This window comes from Mariniluteicoccus endophyticus, from assembly GCF_054780035.1.
Genome location: NZ_BAAGXC010000021.1, coordinates 60,046 through 77,041, shown reverse-complemented (window position 1 = coordinate 77,041; position 16,996 = coordinate 60,046). Strand labels below are relative to the sequence as shown.

18 protein-coding genes, 2 tRNA genes and 1 pseudogene are annotated in these 16,996 nt (G+C 72.1%); 10 read left to right on the top strand and 11 right to left on the bottom strand.

Features of this window, described 5'->3' with window-relative positions:
- Nucleotides 1–3 precede the first annotated feature (3 nt).
- Genes ACYVGD_RS10530 through pyrR form a run of 3 tightly spaced genes read right to left on the bottom strand, consistent with a single transcriptional unit; the run spans nucleotide 4 to nucleotide 2,893 of the window.
- Nucleotides 4–1,275, bottom strand: a complete 1,272-nt coding sequence (locus tag ACYVGD_RS10530) for a dihydroorotase (RefSeq protein WP_460743544.1) — start codon at nucleotides 1,273–1,275, stop codon at nucleotides 4–6.
- A complete protein-coding gene (locus tag ACYVGD_RS10525; protein WP_460743542.1) occupies nucleotides 1,272–2,297 on the bottom strand; it encodes an aspartate carbamoyltransferase catalytic subunit in 1,026 nt (341 codons plus the stop codon). Before ACYVGD_RS10525 ends, ACYVGD_RS10530 begins: the two co-directional genes overlap by 4 nt.
- Nucleotides 2,294–2,893: a bifunctional pyr operon transcriptional regulator/uracil phosphoribosyltransferase PyrR gene (pyrR, locus tag ACYVGD_RS10520; protein ID WP_460743540.1), complete on the bottom strand. Its 600-nt coding sequence runs from the start codon at nucleotides 2,891–2,893 to the stop codon at nucleotides 2,294–2,296. Before pyrR ends, ACYVGD_RS10525 begins: the two co-directional genes overlap by 4 nt.
- A gap of 55 nt (nucleotides 2,894–2,948) precedes the next feature.
- Between pyrR and ACYVGD_RS10515 the strand changes: the two genes are divergently transcribed.
- Both ACYVGD_RS10515 and ACYVGD_RS10510 read left to right on the top strand, forming a co-directional pair.
- The gene (locus tag ACYVGD_RS10515; RefSeq protein ID WP_460743538.1) at nucleotides 2,949–3,233 is read left to right on the top strand and encodes a hypothetical protein; all 285 of its coding nucleotides are present in this window, start codon (nucleotides 2,949–2,951) and stop codon (nucleotides 3,231–3,233) included.
- Complete coding sequence (locus ACYVGD_RS10510) at nucleotides 3,220–3,609, top strand: DUF5130 family protein (RefSeq protein WP_460743536.1); 390 nt, start codon at nucleotides 3,220–3,222, stop codon at nucleotides 3,607–3,609. Before ACYVGD_RS10515 ends, ACYVGD_RS10510 begins: the two co-directional genes overlap by 14 nt.
- A gap of 211 nt (nucleotides 3,610–3,820) precedes the next feature.
- On the opposite strand, the gene ACYVGD_RS10505 is transcribed toward ACYVGD_RS10510, so the two are convergent.
- The 3 genes from ACYVGD_RS10505 to pepN all read right to left on the bottom strand — a co-directional run bounded on the left by ACYVGD_RS10505 (nucleotide 3,821) and on the right by pepN (nucleotide 8,497).
- Complete coding sequence (locus ACYVGD_RS10505; protein WP_460743534.1) at nucleotides 3,821–4,945, bottom strand: Nif3-like dinuclear metal center hexameric protein; 1,125 nt, start codon at nucleotides 4,943–4,945, stop codon at nucleotides 3,821–3,823.
- Entirely contained in the window at nucleotides 4,942–5,853 is a 912-nt protein-coding gene (locus ACYVGD_RS10500; protein ID WP_460743532.1) for a DMT family transporter, read from the bottom strand. The genes ACYVGD_RS10505 and ACYVGD_RS10500 overlap by 4 nt, the downstream gene beginning before the upstream one ends.
- A gap of 64 nt (nucleotides 5,854–5,917) precedes the next feature.
- Nucleotides 5,918–8,497 (bottom strand): aminopeptidase N, encoded by a 2,580-nt coding sequence (gene pepN, locus ACYVGD_RS10495; protein ID WP_460743530.1) that lies wholly within the window; start codon nucleotides 8,495–8,497, stop codon nucleotides 5,918–5,920.
- Nucleotides 8,498–8,630: 133 nt separating this feature from the next.
- Between pepN and ACYVGD_RS10490 the strand changes: the two genes are divergently transcribed.
- Nucleotides 8,631–9,248, top strand: coding sequence for a mycothiol-dependent nitroreductase Rv2466c family protein (locus ACYVGD_RS10490; RefSeq protein WP_460743528.1), 618 nt, complete (start codon nucleotides 8,631–8,633; stop codon nucleotides 9,246–9,248).
- Between the two features lie 214 nt (nucleotides 9,249–9,462).
- Here the strand turns inward: ACYVGD_RS10490 and ACYVGD_RS10485 are convergent, their stop codons facing one another.
- Genes ACYVGD_RS10485 through ACYVGD_RS10475 form a run of 3 tightly spaced genes read right to left on the bottom strand, consistent with a single transcriptional unit; the run spans nucleotide 9,463 to nucleotide 11,517 of the window.
- Nucleotides 9,463–10,488 (bottom strand): NAD(P)H-dependent flavin oxidoreductase, encoded by a 1,026-nt coding sequence (locus ACYVGD_RS10485; RefSeq protein ID WP_460743526.1) that lies wholly within the window; start codon nucleotides 10,486–10,488, stop codon nucleotides 9,463–9,465.
- 20 nt (nucleotides 10,489–10,508) lie between these two features.
- A complete protein-coding gene (locus ACYVGD_RS10480; RefSeq protein WP_460743524.1) occupies nucleotides 10,509–11,306 on the bottom strand; it encodes a hypothetical protein in 798 nt (265 codons plus the stop codon).
- Nucleotides 11,307–11,340: 34 nt separating this feature from the next.
- Nucleotides 11,341–11,517: a hypothetical protein gene (locus ACYVGD_RS10475; RefSeq protein WP_460743522.1), complete on the bottom strand. Its 177-nt coding sequence runs from the start codon at nucleotides 11,515–11,517 to the stop codon at nucleotides 11,341–11,343.
- Between the two features lie 91 nt (nucleotides 11,518–11,608).
- On the opposite strand from ACYVGD_RS10475, the gene ACYVGD_RS10470 reads away from it, so the two are divergent.
- From ACYVGD_RS10470 to ACYVGD_RS10450, 5 genes and pseudogenes are all read left to right on the top strand, one after another.
- Nucleotides 11,609–12,415, top strand: a complete 807-nt coding sequence (locus ACYVGD_RS10470) for an Fpg/Nei family DNA glycosylase (RefSeq protein WP_460743520.1) — start codon at nucleotides 11,609–11,611, stop codon at nucleotides 12,413–12,415.
- Nucleotides 12,412–13,812 carry a hypothetical protein gene (locus ACYVGD_RS10465; RefSeq protein WP_460743518.1) on the top strand — a complete coding sequence of 467 codons (1,401 nt, stop codon included), beginning with the start codon at nucleotides 12,412–12,414 and terminating at the stop codon, nucleotides 13,810–13,812. Before ACYVGD_RS10470 ends, ACYVGD_RS10465 begins: the two co-directional genes overlap by 4 nt.
- Before the next feature lie 6 nt (nucleotides 13,813–13,818).
- Nucleotides 13,819–14,073 (top strand): hypothetical protein, encoded by a 255-nt coding sequence (locus ACYVGD_RS10460; RefSeq protein ID WP_460743749.1) that lies wholly within the window; start codon nucleotides 13,819–13,821, stop codon nucleotides 14,071–14,073.
- Nucleotides 13,989–14,396: pseudogene (locus ACYVGD_RS10455) on the top strand (amino acid--tRNA ligase-related protein); the annotation flags it as partial. The gene ACYVGD_RS10460 and the pseudogene ACYVGD_RS10455, both read left to right, overlap by 85 nt.
- Nucleotides 14,396–15,223 carry an alpha/beta fold hydrolase gene (locus tag ACYVGD_RS10450; protein WP_460743516.1) on the top strand — a complete coding sequence of 276 codons (828 nt, stop codon included), beginning with the start codon at nucleotides 14,396–14,398 and terminating at the stop codon, nucleotides 15,221–15,223. The pseudogene ACYVGD_RS10455 and the gene ACYVGD_RS10450, both read left to right, overlap by 1 nt.
- On the opposite strand, the gene ACYVGD_RS10445 is transcribed toward ACYVGD_RS10450, so the two are convergent.
- Nucleotides 15,220–15,567, bottom strand: coding sequence for a hypothetical protein (locus ACYVGD_RS10445; RefSeq protein WP_460743514.1), 348 nt, complete (start codon nucleotides 15,565–15,567; stop codon nucleotides 15,220–15,222). The genes ACYVGD_RS10450 and ACYVGD_RS10445 overlap by 4 nt on opposite strands.
- A gap of 143 nt (nucleotides 15,568–15,710) precedes the next feature.
- Nucleotides 15,711–15,784 (bottom strand) — tRNA-Gly (locus tag ACYVGD_RS10440).
- Between the two features lie 134 nt (nucleotides 15,785–15,918).
- Here ACYVGD_RS10440 and ACYVGD_RS10435 point away from each other — a divergent pair.
- A complete protein-coding gene (locus tag ACYVGD_RS10435) occupies nucleotides 15,919–16,713 on the top strand; it encodes a class F sortase (RefSeq protein ID WP_460743512.1) in 795 nt (264 codons plus the stop codon).
- Between the two features lie 172 nt (nucleotides 16,714–16,885).
- Nucleotides 16,886–16,958, top strand: a tRNA-Pro gene (locus ACYVGD_RS10430).
- Nucleotides 16,959–16,996: the final 38 nt, after the last annotated feature.

Below are 16,996 nucleotides of genomic sequence, written 5' to 3'. Positions count from 1 at the left end.
CCCTCAGTCGCGGCGGAAGGTCGTGCGTCCCGCCCAGACCGTCATGACGACCGGGTCGGGCAGCTCGCGCCCGTGGTACGGGTTGTTGCGCGACAGCGATGCCGAGGAGTCGCGGTCGACGGTCGTACGCCGACTCGGGTCGACGAGCACCAGGTTGGCGGGCTTCCCGACCTCCAGCGGCGTGCCGTGGGTCGTGATGCCGGCGATGCGCGCCGGGGCGTACGCCATGCGGTCGGCCACGTCGGCCCACGACAGGGCGCCCGGCTCCACCATGACCTCCTGGACGACCGCGAGGGCCTGCTCGAGGCCGAGCATGCCGAACGCGGCGTCGGCGAACGCGTGGTCCTTGTCGTGGCGGGCGTGCGGGGCGTGGTCGGTGCCGACGCAGTCGATCGTGCCGTCGGCCAGCGCCGCGCGGATCGCGGTGACGTGCTCGTCGGGGCGCAGCGGCGGGTTGACCTTGTAGATCGGGTCGTAGGTCTCGACCTCGCTGGTCGTGAGCAGCAGGTGGTGGGGCGTGGCCTCGGCCGTGATCGCGATGCCACGCTTCTTCGCCCAGCGGATCACGTCGACCGACTCCGCGGTCGAGACGTGGCAGACGTGGACGCGGCTACCGGTCAGCTCGGCGAGCTGGGCGTCGCGGGCGACGACGACCGACTCGGCGACGGCGGGCCAGCCGCCCAGGCCGAGCCGACCCGAGATCTCACCCTCGTGGCAGCACGCACCCGCGCCGGCCAGGCGCGGGTCCTGCGAGTGTTGCGCGATGACGCCGCCGAACGCCCGGATGTATTCCAGGCCGCGGCGCATCAGCTGGGGGTCGTGGACGCACCTGCCGTCGTCGGAGAACATGCGTACGCCCGCCCGGGCCATCAGCCCGAGCTCGGCGAGCTCCTCGCCCTTCAGACCCTTGGTGACCGCCCCGACGGGGAAGACCTCGGCCGAGGCCGTACGCGAGGCGATGTCGCGGATGTGGGCGACGGCCTCGGCGGTGTCGGTGACCGGCGTGGTGTTCGCCATGGCGCACACGGCGGTGTAGCCGCCGCGGGCCGCGGCCTGCGTGCCGGTCTCGATGGTCTCGGCGTCCTCGCGGCCGGGCTCGCGCAGGTGGGTGTGGGGGTCGACGAGACCCGGGAGGACGAGCAGGCCGTCGGCGTCGACGCGCTCGGGGTCGTGCGCCTCGGACGAGTCGACGAGCACGCCGTCGCGGACGAGGAGATCGGTCGACGTCCCGTCGGCCAGCTTCGCCCCGGTGATCAGAAGGTCGCGCTCGCTCACTTGCCCTGCTCCTCGTTCTTGGTGTCGACGTTCTTCGCGTCGGCGTTCTTCGCGTTCTTGTCGGCACCCTCGGTGCCCGACGGGCTCTCGTTCTCGCCGCCCAGCACGTGGTACAGCACGCTCATGCGCGTCGCCACGCCCGCGGCGACCTGGTCGAGGATCCGCGACGCGGCCGCGTCGGCGGCGTCGGCGGTGATCTCCAGGCCGCGGTTCATCGGGCCGGGGTGGAAGATCGCGGTGTCGGGGCGCAGCTTCGCCAGGCGAGGCCGCGTCAGGCCGTAGCCGACCGTGTATTCGCGCGGGGTGGGGAAGTAGCCGCCCGACATGCGCTCCTTCTGCACGCGCAGCATCATCAGCCCGTCGACCTCGCCGAGCACGTCGTCGAGATCGGTCGACACCTCCGCCGGCCACGTGTCGACGCCCGACGGCAGCAGCGTCGGCGGGGCGACGAGGACGACCTTCGCGCCCAGGGTCTTCAGCAGCAGCACGTTCGAGCGCACCACGCGGGAGTGGGTCAGGTCGCCCACGATCGCGATCGTCTTGGTCGACCAGTCGTCGTCGAACCCGCCCGGCAGCGAGCGGAAGTGGCGGCGCATGGTGAACGAGTCGAGCAGCGCTTGGGAGGGGTGCTCGTGGGTGCCGTCACCGGCGTTGATGACCGAGGCCTTCACCCACCCCGCGGCCTGCGCCGGGGCGCCGGAGGCCGAGTGGCGGATGACGAGCGCGTCGACGCCCATCGCATCGAGCACCTGCACGGTGTCGCGCAGCGACTCGCCCTTCGACACCGACGAGCCCTTGCCGGTCACGTTGATCGTGTCGGCGGACAGCCACTTGCCGGCGATCTCGAACGACGACCGCGTACGCGTGGAGTCCTCGAAGAACAGGTTGATGATGGTGCGCCCGCGCAGCACGGGGAGCTTCTTGATGGGCCGCGACTGGACCTCGCTCATCTCCTCGGCGAGGTCGTGGATCGAGTCGATCTCGGCGCGCGACAGGTCAGCGGCCGACAGCAGGTGCTTCATGCGTCCCCTCCGGGGGTCTCGTCGGTGCGGGAGATGGTGACCGCGGTCTGGCCGTCGCTCTCCTCGAGGAGGACACGGACGCGCTCCGCCGAGGACGTCGGCAGGTTCTTGCCCACGTGGTCGGCGCGGATCGGCAGCTGGCGGTGGCCACGGTCGACCAGCACGGCCAGGCGTACGGCCTGCGGGCGGCCGACGTCCTTCAGGGCGTCGAGCGCCGCGCTGACGGTGCGGCCGGAATAGAGCACGTCGTCGACGAGGACCACCGTCGCGCCGTCGACCTTGCCCGGCAGCGACGTACGCCCCACCGAGCGCGTCGGCTGGCTGCGCAGGTCGTCGCGATACATCGTGATGTCGAGCCGGCCCACGGGGATGCGTACGCCACCCGCCTGCTCCAGCGCGTCGGCCAGCCGCTCGGCCAGCGGGACGCCGCGGGTGGGGATGCCGAGCAGCATCAGGTTCTCGGAGCCGTGGTTGGACTCGAGGATCTCGTGGGCCATGCGGATCAGCGCGCGGGAGATCTCGTCGGAGTCGAGGACGACGCGACCTGCGTCGCGCGGGGGCGACGACTCCGCGGAGGGTTCGGGGCGAGTGGTCATGGTCTAATCCTCCTACGGCGTGCCGCGGCGTGCGATCTCGACTACGGTATGGCATGTGAGTGAACTGTTCAGCATCCTCGTGCCTCTGCAGACCTTTCCCGGCTGGCCCCAAGCCCCCCAGCGCTCGATCGTGGACTTCCTGATCATCCTGGTCGCGATCCCCGTGGCCGCGGGCGTCCTCATCGGGATCGCCGCGCTCGGCGGCTCCTTGGCCCGCAAGGGCGAGGGCGGCAAGGTCCGACGCAAGGACCCCGTCTGGCTGGGCACCACGGCCCCCACAAAGGCCATCGAGGCCGACTCCGCCGCGACCGAGACCGGGGGCGCAAGTGTTCGCTGGTGACCTCAACCTCCACCAGGTCGACGACCTGAAGCGCGCCTGCGCGACCGCCGAGAAGGAGTCCGGCGGGCTGAAGTTCTCCACCTACGTCGGCGAGACCGAGGGCGACGCCCACGCCGAGGCCCTGTCGCTGCTGGGCAAGCTCGACGACCCGGCCGGGTCGGTCCTCGTCCTGTGCGACCCCGACAGCCAGGTGCTCGAGATCGTCACCGGCTCCGAGGCGCGCCGCTGGCTCAACGACCACGAGTGCAGCCTCGCCGCCGCGACGATGGCGTCGTCGTTCGCCGCGGGTGACATCGCCGGTGGCCTCGCCGCCGGCATCCTCCAGCTCGGCCGCGCGGCCCACCACCCGCCGGTCCTGCACGCCAGCAAGTTCTGAGACTCACACCACCGACCGCGGGCCCGTCCGGGTCCGCGGTCGTCGTGTTCCCGCACCCCCCGCGCTTACCACTCAACCGCTCTCCGAGCGAGCGCCAGCGAGACGAGGAGCGGGCGAGCGCCAGCGAGACGAGGAGAGAGCCAGATCGGTCCCGTTCGGCGGTGACACGCTCAACGTCGGGCGTGTCACGGCCCGTCGAGGCCGATCGGGCTCAGTCGAAGCGGACGGTCCACGCGTCGGTGCGCAGCGTGGACAGGTGACGCTCCACGCCGCCGAGCTCGTCGGCCAGGATCTGGTCGAGCACCGGCAGCCACGTCCACTCCGCGGCCCAGTGGGCCACGTCGATCAGCACGGGGGAGTCGGCGTGCTCCAGCGCCTCGGTCGCCGGGTGGTGACGCAGGTCGGAGGTGATGTAGGCGTCCACGCCCGACCGACGCACCTGGTCGAGGTGGGAGTCCCCGGCCCCCGCCAGCACGGCGACGCGCTCGACCCGACGATCCGGGTCACCACCCAGACGTACGCCGGTGACCGTGTCGGGGACGACGTCGGCCACTCGCTGCGCCAGATCGTCGGCGCTCATGGGCTCCGGCACGCGGCCGATCCGGCCGATCGACGCGTCGGCACCGGTCCGCGCGAGCTCGACGACGTGGAACGCGGGCTCCTCGTACGGGTGGGCGGCCCGCAGCGCCGCCACGACCGCATCTCGACGTGACCGCGGCAGCACCATCTCGAGGCGGTTCTCGGTGACCCGCTCGACGTCCCCGACCGAGCCGATCGTCGGGTTCGCGCCCTCGAGGGGGCGGAACGAGCCCGTGCCCTCGACGGTGAAGTGGCAGCGCTCGTAGTCACCGAATGCACCCGCGCCGGCCGCCGCCAGCGCGTCCACCACCGCTCCGGTGTCGGCCACCGGCACGAACGTCACCAGCTGGTCCAGCGCGTCCTCGCGGTGTCGCTCGTCGAGCGGGCCGACGTCGACCAGCCCGATGGCCCGGCACAGCGCCGCGCACACGCCGTCGTCGGGGATGTCGGCGTTCGTGTGGGCGGCGTACAGGGCGATTCCCGCGCGCGCCGCCCGCCAGACCAGCCGACCCTTGGGGTCGCGCGTGTCGACCGCGTGGACGCCGCGCAGCAGAGGGGGGTGGTGGGCGACGACCATGTCGGCGCCCACGGCGACGGCCTCGTCCAGCACCGCCGAGGTGATGTCGACCGTCAGCAGGACCTTCGAGACCGGCTGGTCCGGATCGCCCGCGACCAAGCCGACCTTGTCCCACGGCTCGGCGGTGCGGGTGGGGTAGTGGCGTTCGAGGACTGCGATGACATCGGCGACCGTGCTCACGCCGAAACCTTATCGGCCCTATCGGCCGCACGCCGGGCCGGCATCGACAGCACCACCACCGCGGCGCACACCGCGGCCGTCCCCGCCCACTGCGGGGGCCCGAACACCTCCCCGAGCCACGCCGCACCGAGCAGGACCGACGCGATCGGCTCGAGGCACGACACCACCGACGCGGTCGACGGCCCGGCCGCCTGGATGCCTATCATCAGCATCCCGATCGCCACCACCGAGCACAGCAGCGCCATCGCCAGCACCCACGGCAGCGCCGACGGCCCGGGCACCACGAATGTGCCCGTCACCACACTGGCGATCGTCATCGACGTCGCCGCACCCGTGCACACCAGCGCGGCGGCGGTCAGCCGGTCCGTGCCGTGGGGGAGCGTGTCCATTCCCAGGTAGTAGACCGTGTACGCCACCGCCGACAGCAGGCCGCACATCAGCCCGAACGCCGACGACGGCACCCCCGGGCCCGCCATCGTCAGCGCCACACCGCCCACCGCCAGCGCCAGGGCCACGACGACCCGCACCGTCAACTGCTGGGTTCGCCGCACCACGGCGACGAGCACGACCCACAACGGCATCGTGTACAGCAGCAGCGCTGCCAGACCCGCCGACAGCTCGCGAACGGCGACGAAGTAGAGGGAGGTCTGGGTCGCATACACCAACGCCCCCATCGCCAGCGGCTGCCACACCTGACGGCCGCGGCCCAGCGGCCGCCGCAGGAGCGCGACGACGACCCACAGGGCCGCCGCCGCGAGCAGGAAGCGCCAGGCGATCATCGCGTTCTGGGTGACGCCGCGCGCCAGCACCTCGACCCCGAACACTCCGAGCGCGCCGAAGCACAGCGCCGACGCGGAGCACAGGACAATGCCCACCGTGGGCGACAACGCCCGACCCTCTTCCGTCACTGCGGCAATCTAGCCCGGACCGTGACCGGAGACGCACCATTCCCGTCACGCGGGCCACTTCGGGTCAGGCGTTGGCCGCCTGGCAGCGCAGCACGCGCAGCAGGTCGTCGCGGCCCTCGGCCACGATCCGGCGCGTCGAGTCGTTCAGCAGCGCCTCGTCGGCCCACGCGTCCAGCTTCTCGATCCATGCACGATCGGCCTGCACCGGGAACAGGTACGTCAGCGCCGTCTTCGCCAGGTCGACACCGCGGGTCGCCCACACGCCCTTCTGGCCGGCGATCATCTCGGCGGCGTCGAAGTAGCGGTCGGCGTACTCGCCCAGCACGTCGAGCTGGGAGTCCTGCCAGAACTGCGAGCAGAGGCTGCGATGGGTCTCGTTGGGGATGTCGCCCTCGGCGGTCGCGATGCGCCACGCGTCGGCCTTGGCCGCCTCCGTGGGCATCGCCGCACGCGCGCCGGCGGCCTTCTCGGCGCCGGAGATGGTGTTGTCGCACTCGAGCTCCGCGTCGATCGCAGCCCGGTCGAGGCGGCCGTTGCGGGCCAGCGACGTCACCAGGTGCCAGCGCAGGTCGGCGTCCACGTCGAGGCCCTGCGGGACCTCCTCTCCGTCCAGCCACGCGCGGACCAGGGCCACACCGGCGTCCGTGTCGACGGCCGACGCCAGGGCGCGCGCGAACGCCAGCTGATGGTCCGAGCCCGGCTCGGCATCGCGCAGCAGGCCCGCGAGCCCGGCCACGAGCCGCGTACGCAGAACCCCCACCTTCTCGCGCGGCACGAAACGGCCCGTGGCGAGCATGACCTGGCCCAGCACGCGGCTGACCGCGGTCTGGTCGGACTCGGATCCGAGACCGCGCAACGCGAGCTCCAGGTAGTCGGCCACGGGCAGCTCGCCGTCGCGGCACATGTCCCACGCCGCACCCCACACCAGCGCACGCGCCAGCTCGTCGTCGATCTGGTGGATGTGGTCGATGGCCGTGGCCCGCGAACGCTCGTCCAGACGGATCTTCGCGAACGTCAGGTCGTCGTCGTTGACCAGGATCAGGTCAGGCTGCTGCTTGCCGATCAGGTCACGCACCTGCGTCAGCTCACCCGTCACATCGACCTCCAGACGGTGGACCCGAGTCACGCGGTCGTCGACGATGTCGTACAGGCCGACGGCGACGCGGTGGTCGCGCAGGGTCGGATGATCCGCCGGCGCGCTCTGGCGGATCGTGAACGCCGTGATGTTGCCGTGGTCATCGGTCTCCACCTCGGCCCGCAGCGTGTTCACCCCCGTCGACTCCAGCCACTGCCCCGACCAGCCCGACAGGTCACGGCCCGACGCCTTCTCCAACGCGCCCAGCAGGTCACCCAGCTCGGTGTTGCCGTACGCGTGGTCGGCGAAGTAGGCCTTCGCGCCCGCCAGGAATGCATCCCGGCCCACGAACGCCACCAGCTGGCGCAACGTCGAGGCGCCCTTCGCGTACGTGATGCCGTCGAAGTTCAGCTCGACCGCCTCCAGGTCGACCATGTCGGCCGCGATCGGATGGGTCGAGGGCAGCTGGTCGGCGCGGTACGCCCAGGTCTTGCGGGCGTTGCAGAACGACGCCCACGCGTGCGACGGGTCCGGATAGATCTCCGACTGCGCGAAGTGGGACGCCCACTCGGCGAAGGACTCCTTCAGCCACAGGTCGTCCCACCAACGCATCGTCACCAGGTCGCCGAACCACATGTGGGCCAGCTCGTGGAGGATCGTGTTGTCGCGGTTCTCGTACTGCGCCGCCGTCGCCCGCGAGCGGAACACCAGGTCGTCACGGAACGTGATGCAGCCCGCGTTCTCCATCGCGCCCATGTTGTACTCCGGCACGAACGCCTGATCGTAGGTGCCGAACGGGTACGCCACCCCGAACGCCTCCTCGAACACGGCGAAACCCTTGTCGGTGATGTCGAGGATGCGTTCGGCGTCGAGATGGTCCACCAGCGACGCACGGCACAGCACCGACGCCGGGACCTTCCCGCCCACCGAGGTGATCTCACCGGGGACCCTGGCGTACTCGCCGGCGACGATCGCCGTGATGTAGGTCGAGATCCGCTGCGTCGGCGCGAACTCCCAGCGCCCGAAGCCGTCGCCCGCGGGCGACGGCTCGACCGACGCCGAGTTTGACACCACCGTCCACGACTCCGGCGCGACGACGGTCCACCGGAAGGTCGCCTTCAGGTCGGGCTGCTCGAAGTTCGCGTACACGCGGCGGGCGTCGGCCGCCTCGAACTGCGTGTAGGTGTAGACCCGGTCGTCGGCCGGGTCGACGAAACGGTGCAGGCCCTGGCCCGACCGCGAGAAGCGGTGCAGCGCCGTCACCACCAGCGTGTGATCACCGGCCGTGAGCGGCAGCCCGAAGCGCTCCCCGTTGAAGCTCGACGTGTCCACCGGGGCGCCGTCGATCTCCGCGGCGAGCACCTCGTCGGCGATGCAGTCGACGAACGTCACCCCGTCGGCCGACGAGAAGCGGATCGTCGAGCGGGTCACGAAATTCTCCGTCGGACGCGCCAGCGGCGCACCCTCGAGATCGCGGCCGCTGAGGTCGACGTGGAGGTCGTACGACTCGGTGCGCACCAGACCCGAACGGGTCCGGGCCTCCGAGCGCGTGATGTTCGCTGGGAACAAGGTTCTCCTGCTTTCCCGGTGACGGGGCGGTTGTGGGACTTTCCAACGCTAGCGAGAGCCTTCGGCGCGTCCCAAATCGCACCCCCCCGGGGGGCCAAGGATGAGCGGAAACTCACCCTCCTAGCCTTGGCCCATGACCAACTCCGATGTGACCATCGTCGACTTCTGGTTCGACCCCCTCTGCCCCTGGACCTGGATGACCTCCCGCTGGATGCTCGAGGTCGAGAAGGTACGCCCCGTCAAGACCGTCTTCCACGTCATGAGCCTGTCCGTCCTCAACGACGGCCGCGACCTCCCAGCCGACTACCGCGCCAAGATGGACCGCGGCTGGCGCGGCGTACGCGTCGCCCTCGCCGTCGAGGAGCGCTACGGCTCTGACAAGCTGCGCGACTACTACACCGCTATCGGCACCCGCATCCACCCCGGCGGCCAGGACGGCTACGAGCGCGACACCATCGTCGGCGCCCTCGCCGAGGTCGGCCTGCCCGAGGACCTCTTCGACGTCGCCGACTCCGGCGACAACGACGACGCCCTGCGCCGTTCCCACCACGAGGGCATGGACGCCGTGGGCGACGAGGTCGGCACGCCCGTGGTCCACATCAACGGCATGGCCCTGTTCGGCCCCGTCATCTCGCCCGCGCCCACCGGCGAGCAGGCCGGCCGCCTCTTCGACGGGTTCTCCCTCATGACCGAGTACGACGGCTTCTTCGAGGCCAAGCGGACGCGGACGGTGGGGCCGATCTTCGAGTGATCCGGCTCGCGCGCGACGCGCGGGTCCCCTGCCGTCGCCGCAGTCGCCATCGCCCCCGCGGTGGCCTCGCTCACACCAGCGAAGGCCGTCGCGGGGCGATTCCTTTGTGCTCCTTACGACAGGGGGCGCGTCGCCCGGCGCTCGCCGGGGAGTCCGCTTCCTGCCCGCTCCAGTTCTCCGAGCCAGCGCCGGCGAGACGAGGAGCCCGCGTGGGTCAGAGCTCCGCGGCCAGCAGGCGGATGATGTCGGCCGCCGGGGCCTCGACCGCGCGTCGGTACTCGGTGCCCGCCCACAGGTGGGTCGCCTCGATGTCGCCGGCGGCCGCGGCCGCCTGGCGGAGTGCCGAGGTCATCTGATGGACCTGCGGATAGACCGCCGGCGCGTCCGGGATCGCCTCGGTCCAGCCGTTGGCCAGGCCGCGGGCATATCGGCCAGTGAACGAGCGCGACGACACCGTGTCGCGCTTCTTCCGCAGCGCCGCGCGGTGGGCGACGCTCGTGCCGGCCTCGGGGGTCAGCAGGAAGATCGAGCCGAGCTGGGCGGCCACGGCACCGTGCGCCAGGGCCTCGGCGATCGTCTCGCTCGTCGCCAGCCCACCCGCCGCGGCCATCGGCAGGCCCAGCGGCCCGATCTCGTCGAGCAGGTCCAGCAGGTCGGTGTCTCCGGGCTCGGCGGTCATGTCGTGCGTACCGCGGTGGCCGCCCGCCTTCGGGCCCTGCACCGTCAGCGCGTCCGCGCCGACCTCCAGCGCCGCCCGGGCCTCGTCGGGCGACGTCACCGTCACCATCACGCACGTGCCCGTCGAGTGCAGCTTCTCCACGTCCTGGGCCGTCGGGAGGCCGAACGTGAACGACACCGCGGCCACCGGTTCCTCCTCGGCGACCAGATGGACCTTCGCCCGGTAGTCGTCGTCCCGGTCCCAGGCCGGTTCGCCGACCTCCACCCCCGCGAGCGAGGGCCGCGTGGCGGCGTACGCCTCCACCTGCGCGCGGAACCCATCGAGGTCGCGCGGCTCGGCGCGCTCGGTGACGAACAGGTTCACGCCGAAGGGACGCCACGTCAGCTCACCCGTCCGTGAGATCCGATCCTTCAGCTGGTCGACCGACAGGAACCCGCCGGCGAGGAAGCCGAAACCCCCGGCGTTGGCGACGGCCGCCACGAGTTCCGGGGTGGACGGGCCGCCCGCCATGGGGGCGGCGATGATCGGGACGTCGAGCTCGGGCAGCGGGAACCGTGACATGCGCCCAGCCTAGGAGGCGATCAGCCGCGCGCCGCCGTGGCCTCCATGAACCGCTGCCAGTTGTCGCCGGACGTCAGTTGGCCGCTCGCCCCGATCTGTTCCAGCACCGCCCGCGACGCTTTCTTCGTCGCCGCGTCCCACGTGCCGGTGATCGGGCAGTCCACACCCCACACATAGGTCGAGCACGCCTGCACCACCTGGTTCTGGACCCGTGACCGCGTTGTGAACCGGGGCCGCCCCGACCCGCTCACCCCGTTGTCGAGGTGGATGTGGTTGCGGTGCAGGTCGTCGAACAGATAGGTGAGCACGTATGCGAACCGCGCGTGCAGATGGGCCGCGAGACGCCAGTAGCCGCGACGGTGGGCGTCGCGCTGCGCCGCGGGCAGCGCCGACCACAGGTCTTCGCGGCAGGACACCAGCGTCGCCTTCCCCGCCCGGAGCCGCGCGATGTCGAACGCACGCCCCGCGTTGTGCCACGAGGCGCACTGGGTGCCGCCGTCGGTCCAGGCGCCGTAGGTGTCGATCGCGGTCACCGCGCCGAGGGCTCCCGCATCGGTACGCCAGTCCGCCAGCCACCCCTCGAGCTGGCGGTGGAAACCCTCGTCGAACGAGAACCTTCTGGCGATCTTGTCCTCCTCGTACACCAGCTGGGCGTCCCCGACAGTCGCGTGGTCGACCATCTGCGACCGGGGGACGCACGGGGCGTCCGGGGACGGGGACACAGGCGCGCCGTCGCAGCCGCGCATGGCGAGGGTGCCCCCGAGGGCGGCGACGCCGACACCGCCGGCCGTCACCAGCACGGAGCGACGGGTGGGCACGGGAGAAGTATGCCGCGCAGCCCCAACAGGTCGGTCAGCGACGCGTCGCCCGGGCCACCAGCGCCTCGGCCTCTGCCCGGGCCGCCGCCTCGTCGGCCGGCGTCGGGCGCGATACGTCGCGTGCCCGCATCGCCCGATCGGTGTCGACGAGCCCCGAGACGCCGTCACGACCGAACTCGCGGGGGATCACCTCGTGCCTGTCTTGCCCCATGCGCAAGACTCTAGGCGAGATCCGTCCGGCCCACCCCGGGCGTCAGGGCCTCGCACCGACCAGAACCACCACACGACCACGAAGGAGGGCCATGCCCGAGGGCCACACCCTCCACCGGCTCGCGCTCGACCTGGGCACGGCCTTCGCCGGCACGCGCCCCGACGTCTCCTCACCACAGGGCCGCATGACCGAGGCCGCCGCGCTCGTCGACGGCACCGAGCTCGTCGCCACCTCCGCCCACGGCAAGCACCTGTTCCTCGACTTCGCCGACGACCGCGTCATTCACGTCCACCTCGGGCTCATCGGCAAGTTCCAGATCGCCCCGTACGCGCCGCCGCGCGGCGCCGTGCGCCTGCGGATCGCCGACGACGAGCTCGCCGCCGACCTGCGCGGCCCCCAGCTGGCGGCCCTGCGTACGCCCGGCGAGGTCGCCGCCGTCGTCGCGAAGCTCGGCCCCGACCCGCTGCGCGACGACGCCGACCCCGACAAGGCGTGGGCGAAGATCCACCGCAGCGGCAAGCCGGTGGGCGCGCTGCTCATGGACCAGTCGGTGCTGTCCGGGGTCGGGAACGTCTATCGGGCCGAGGTCCTGTTCCGCAATCGGCTCTCGCCCTTCACCCCCGGCAACCAGCTGCGTCCGCAGAGCTGGCGCGCCATCTGGGACGACCTGCTCGAGCTCATGCCGATCGGCGTGCGCGACAACCGCATCGACACGGTGCGCCCCGAGCACACGCCCGAGGCCATGGGGCGCAGGCCACGCGTCGACGACCACGGGGGCGAGGTGTACGTCTACCGACGCGACGGGCAGGCCTGCTTCGTGTGCGGGCGGGAGATCCGTACGCAGGCCCTCGAGGGCCGCAACCTGTTCTGGTGCGCCACCTGCCAGAGGCGCCGATGAGTACGCTGCGCTGGGCCGCCGGCGTCCCCGGCGAACGGATCGGTTGCCGCCTCGAGGTCGGCGCGGACGGACGCCTGCACCGCCTCGCCGTCGAGCAGGGGTCCGAGGTCGTCCGTGGATTGGGGCCGACCGGTGCGCTGGTCGACGGCGCGTACGTCGCCCCGACGGGGCTCGTCGCCCAGGCCTTCGACGACGAGGTCGAGATCACCGGAGACCTGAGACCCCTGCGGCTGCGTGTACGCCACAACATCGACCGCACCTGGCAGGTTCGCGTCCAGCTCACCAACCCCACCGACCGCGAGGTCGTCGTCGACCGGATCGCCTGGGAGCTCACTCCCGGCGCGGACGCCCGGGCCGTCGTCCTGGCCGCCGGTGCGACCGCGATGCTCGCGTTCTGCCCCCTCCCCGTCGCCGGGGCCGCGCCCGTGCTGGGCCTGCGGCTGACCCGCGGCGACCTCGTCGTCGACGACGAGGGGCTGGCCTGCCCCCGGATCGTCCTGGCACCCGGCGCCTCCTGGTCGCTGACGCTGCAGGGGGAGTGGTACGCCTCGCGCGTCGCCCTCTGGGCCGACCTGCCCCGGTGGTTCCCCGAGACCGCCGTCGACGGGCGCGACCTGGAGGACTGGGCAGTCGACCACCCTGATGCGGCCGTGACCGGTCCGGGAGACCGCGGGGGAGTCCGCCGCGTCACCGTGGCCGAGGCCCGCGGCACGACCCTCGTCGACCTGGCCGTGGCCCCCGACGCCGCCGACGAGATCACCCGCACCGTCCACGCCGCCGTCGACCGCGGGCACCTCCCCGACGCGGCCACCGCGGTCGTCGCCGCCCTCGGCCAAGGCATCGGTCTCGACACCCGGGTGGGCGAGCTGCTCGATGACTACGCCGAGCGCACCCCCGACGGCCCCTCGGCGATGCAGGTGTGCCTGTGGGCGCGGATGGCGACGCTCGGCCACTGCGGCATGCTCGACCGCGCCCTGGGCACCGCGGCCCGGCTGCGCCCCGGCCCGGGGACCGGGCTGGCCGCCGTCGCCCTGTGGACCGCCGCCGCACTCGAGGGCCGCGACCACACCGAGATCGGCCACCGCGTGGCCCGCCTCGCCGACGGCGAGGCGTCCCCGCTCGACCCGGCGACGGTCGTCGAGCTCGGCGAGCTGTCCCGCCACACCGATCCGCGCGTGGTCGCCGCCCGCTGGGAGCTCGAGCTGATCTGCCACGCCGACCCCGGCGAGGTCTTCCCGCCGCGTCCCGACGCGGAGCTGGCCCGCGCGGTGGCCGTGCGTACGCTCGCCCAGGACCCGTGCACGACGCTCGTACGCCGCCTGCTGTCCCGCTGCGCCGACCGTGATCCCCTCGACAACGTCGAGGTCATCGCCTGGCTGGGATTCGGGGGTCTGTGACGACCCATGGTCATCCCCGCGGAGATGCCCCGTCGCGGGCCTCGGCTGCTGTGGCTCATCCAGCGGCTGCTGCACGACGCGGCCCCGCGCGCCGTCGGCGTACCGCTGTGGGTCGGGACGATCGTCGGCTCGCTGCAGGCGGTCTCGCTCCTCGCGGCGTTCTGGACGCTCATGCGCTCCCAGCAGACGAGCACCTGGTCGAGGACCGGACGGTCGCCCCGACGTTCTATTGCGACTTCCCCGCCGACGTGTCGCCTTTGACGCGACCCCACCGCGACGACCCGCGGCTGGCCGAGCGGTGGGACCTCGTGGCGTTCGGCGCGGAGATCGGCACCGCATACTCGGAGATGGTCGACCCCGTCGCCCAGCGCGAGAGGCTGACGGAGCAGTCCCTGCTGGCCGCCGGCGGCGACCCCGAGGCGATGGAGCTCGACGAGGACTTTCTGGTGGCCCTGGAGCACGGCATGCCGCCGTCCGGCGGGCTGGGGCTGGGCATCGACCGGCTGGTCATGATGATCACCGAGGCCTCCATCCGGGACGCGTTGGCGTTCCCCCTGGTCCGGCCGCGTCGCGGGGAGGCGTGATGGCCGAGCCGATTGGTACGGTGAGCGACTTCGGTGGGCGCGCGATCCACTGGGGGGAACGGCCGGGGGAGGGCCCGACGGTCGTCTTCGTCAACGGGTGCGGGCTGGCGCGGGAGCACTGGGGCGACGTCGTCGACCTGCTGCCCGACCTGCGGACGGTCACTTTCGATCGTCCCGGCATGGGTGGTACGCGGTGGCCCGGCACCATGCCGATGCTCGCCGAGGAGGTACTCAGCCTTCGGGAGCTCGTCGACCACACCGGGGCGCCGGCAGTGGTCGTCGCCCACTCGATGGCGGCGTTCCACGCCGAGGCGCTGGCCCGGCTCCACCCGGAGCTGGTGGCGGGGGTGGTCATGGTCGACGGCTCCGTGGAGTACCTGGCCCGGCGCGTGCGTCCGCGTGGCCCGGGCGTCGCCCGTTTCGTACGCCGGGCCAGCCGGTTCGCGCCGGTCGCCTGGGGCGGGGTCCTCACGCACCGTGTCGGTGCGTCCCTGCAGTCGCGCCTGAACGTCGGCCACGACTGGGACCGGCGCTTCGGGGACCTCTACCGCGACCCCGACGCCCTCGCGATGGGGCTTGCGGAGGCCCAGGCGTACTGGACGCAGGCGTGGGACCTGCTGGAGCTTCGGGCGCGTACGTCGTGGCCCGGGACACCCGTCGTGGTGCTGACGGCATCACAGGCCCCGGAGGCGCCCGACTGGGTGGAGCGCCAGCACCGGTACGCCACCCAGCTCGGCGGGCGCCAGGTCGTCGTCGACGACTCGCGCCACCTCATGATGATCGACCGTCCCGAGGTGATCGCGGAGGCCGTGCGCGCGGTGCGCTAGCCGCGTAGGCGCGACCGCACGGCGTGCACGCCCAGGCCGCCGAGGCCCAGGGCAGTCGCGCCGAGGAGGCCGTACACGGCCCGGAACGGGCTCGCCGGTGTGGCCGTGGTCGCGGTGGCGGGGGTCGCGCAGTCCGCAGGTGCCCGCTCGATGCCCGCACGCACGAAGTCGGGGGACTGGGCCACCCACAGGGTCTCGGGTCCGGCGCCGGGCACGTCGAGCGTGCCGCCACCGCGGACCTCCACGGTGCGGCCGAGGTGGCGCGGCGTCCCGAGCCGGATGGTGACGGGGGTGCGCAGGGTGTTGGCGAACGTCAGGCCCGCGCACGTGGCCGTGGCGGTCACGGTCGTGTCCTGGCCCTCGGCGCAGTCGATGCCGGTGGTGAGCTCGGCCAGCGGGGTCTCGCCGTTGAGGTGAATTCTGGTGAACTGCGGAAATTTTGGGGGGAAGGTGAGGGCCCGGCCATCCAGAGGGATGACCGGGACCGTGGAGCGGATGACGGGAATCGAACCCGCGTAATCAGTTTGGAAGACTGAGGCTCTACCATTGAGCTACATCCGCTTGCGGGGGCAATCATAGCGGATCCAGACGGTTCGGGGCGTCGTCAGGCGCATGTCACCGAACGATGAGTTGGTGGTGACCGGATCCCGGGTTACCCTCGCACCCGTCGCCAACCGTCAGACCTCGGAGAGCCCATGAGCCAGTTCGACCCCTCGCCCGCCCCGGAGCCGCAGACGAGCGGCAGGTCCCGGGCGATCAAGATCGGCGCCATCATCGTCGGCCTCCTGGTCCTGGTCTCCGGCATCGCGTACGCGGTGTCCCGCGGCCAGGGCGGTGAGACGGTCACGACCCCGGCCCCCGTCGCCACCAGTCAGGCGCCGACCACCGACAGCCCGTCGCCCACCCCGAGCGAGACCCCGGCACCCGCGCCCACGACGCCGGCGGCGCCCCCGCCGCCCGCCTCGCCCGCCGCGACCGGGTGCACCACCCACGCAGGTCTCATGCACGACCCCAAGCGCTTCAAGGTCGATGCCCGCGGCGTCGACTCGAAGATGATGACGGTCGGCAAGGACTCCGACGGCAACCCCGGCGCGCCGCCGCCCTCCGACTCGCAGGGGACCGCCTGGTACAACGGCAGCCCCGAGGTCGGCGCCGAGAAGGGCAACACGATCCTCACGATCCACACCTACTCGCCGAAGAACGGCTCCAACGCGCTGGGCAACAAGCTCTACTCCGACGCCAACGGGCTCAAGCCCGGCGACGTGATCCGCATCGTCGGCGCCGACGGCAAGCAGACCTGCTACCGCTACACGGGCAACAAGAAGGTCTGGGTCAGCTCGTACGACCCCGACTCCGGCGTCTTCCACAACCTGACCGGTCCGCCTCAGCTCGCGATCATGATCTGCTGGGACTACAACAACAAGACCAACGACTGGGACTCCCGCATCATCTTCTACGCCTCGCTCATCCCGCAGGGGCAGACCGGCTAGCCCGGCACCCGATCGATCACCGTTCGCCCGTGGCGGCCCGCGAAACACGCGCGGCCGCCGCGGGCGATCCTTCTTCGGGGGGTGCGTACAGGCCCTCGCACGGGGTCTGGTTGGGCAGGCAGCCCAGATCCCCCTAGACTCGTGACGGTTCTTCGCCGTACGCGGGGGAGAGCGGGGCGTAGCGTAGTGGCTAGCGCGCCTGCTTTGGGAGCAGGAGATCGCAGGTTCGAGTCCTGTCGCCCCGACCGGGACCGCCGCCGGCGGCCCTCTGTACGCGGGCCTG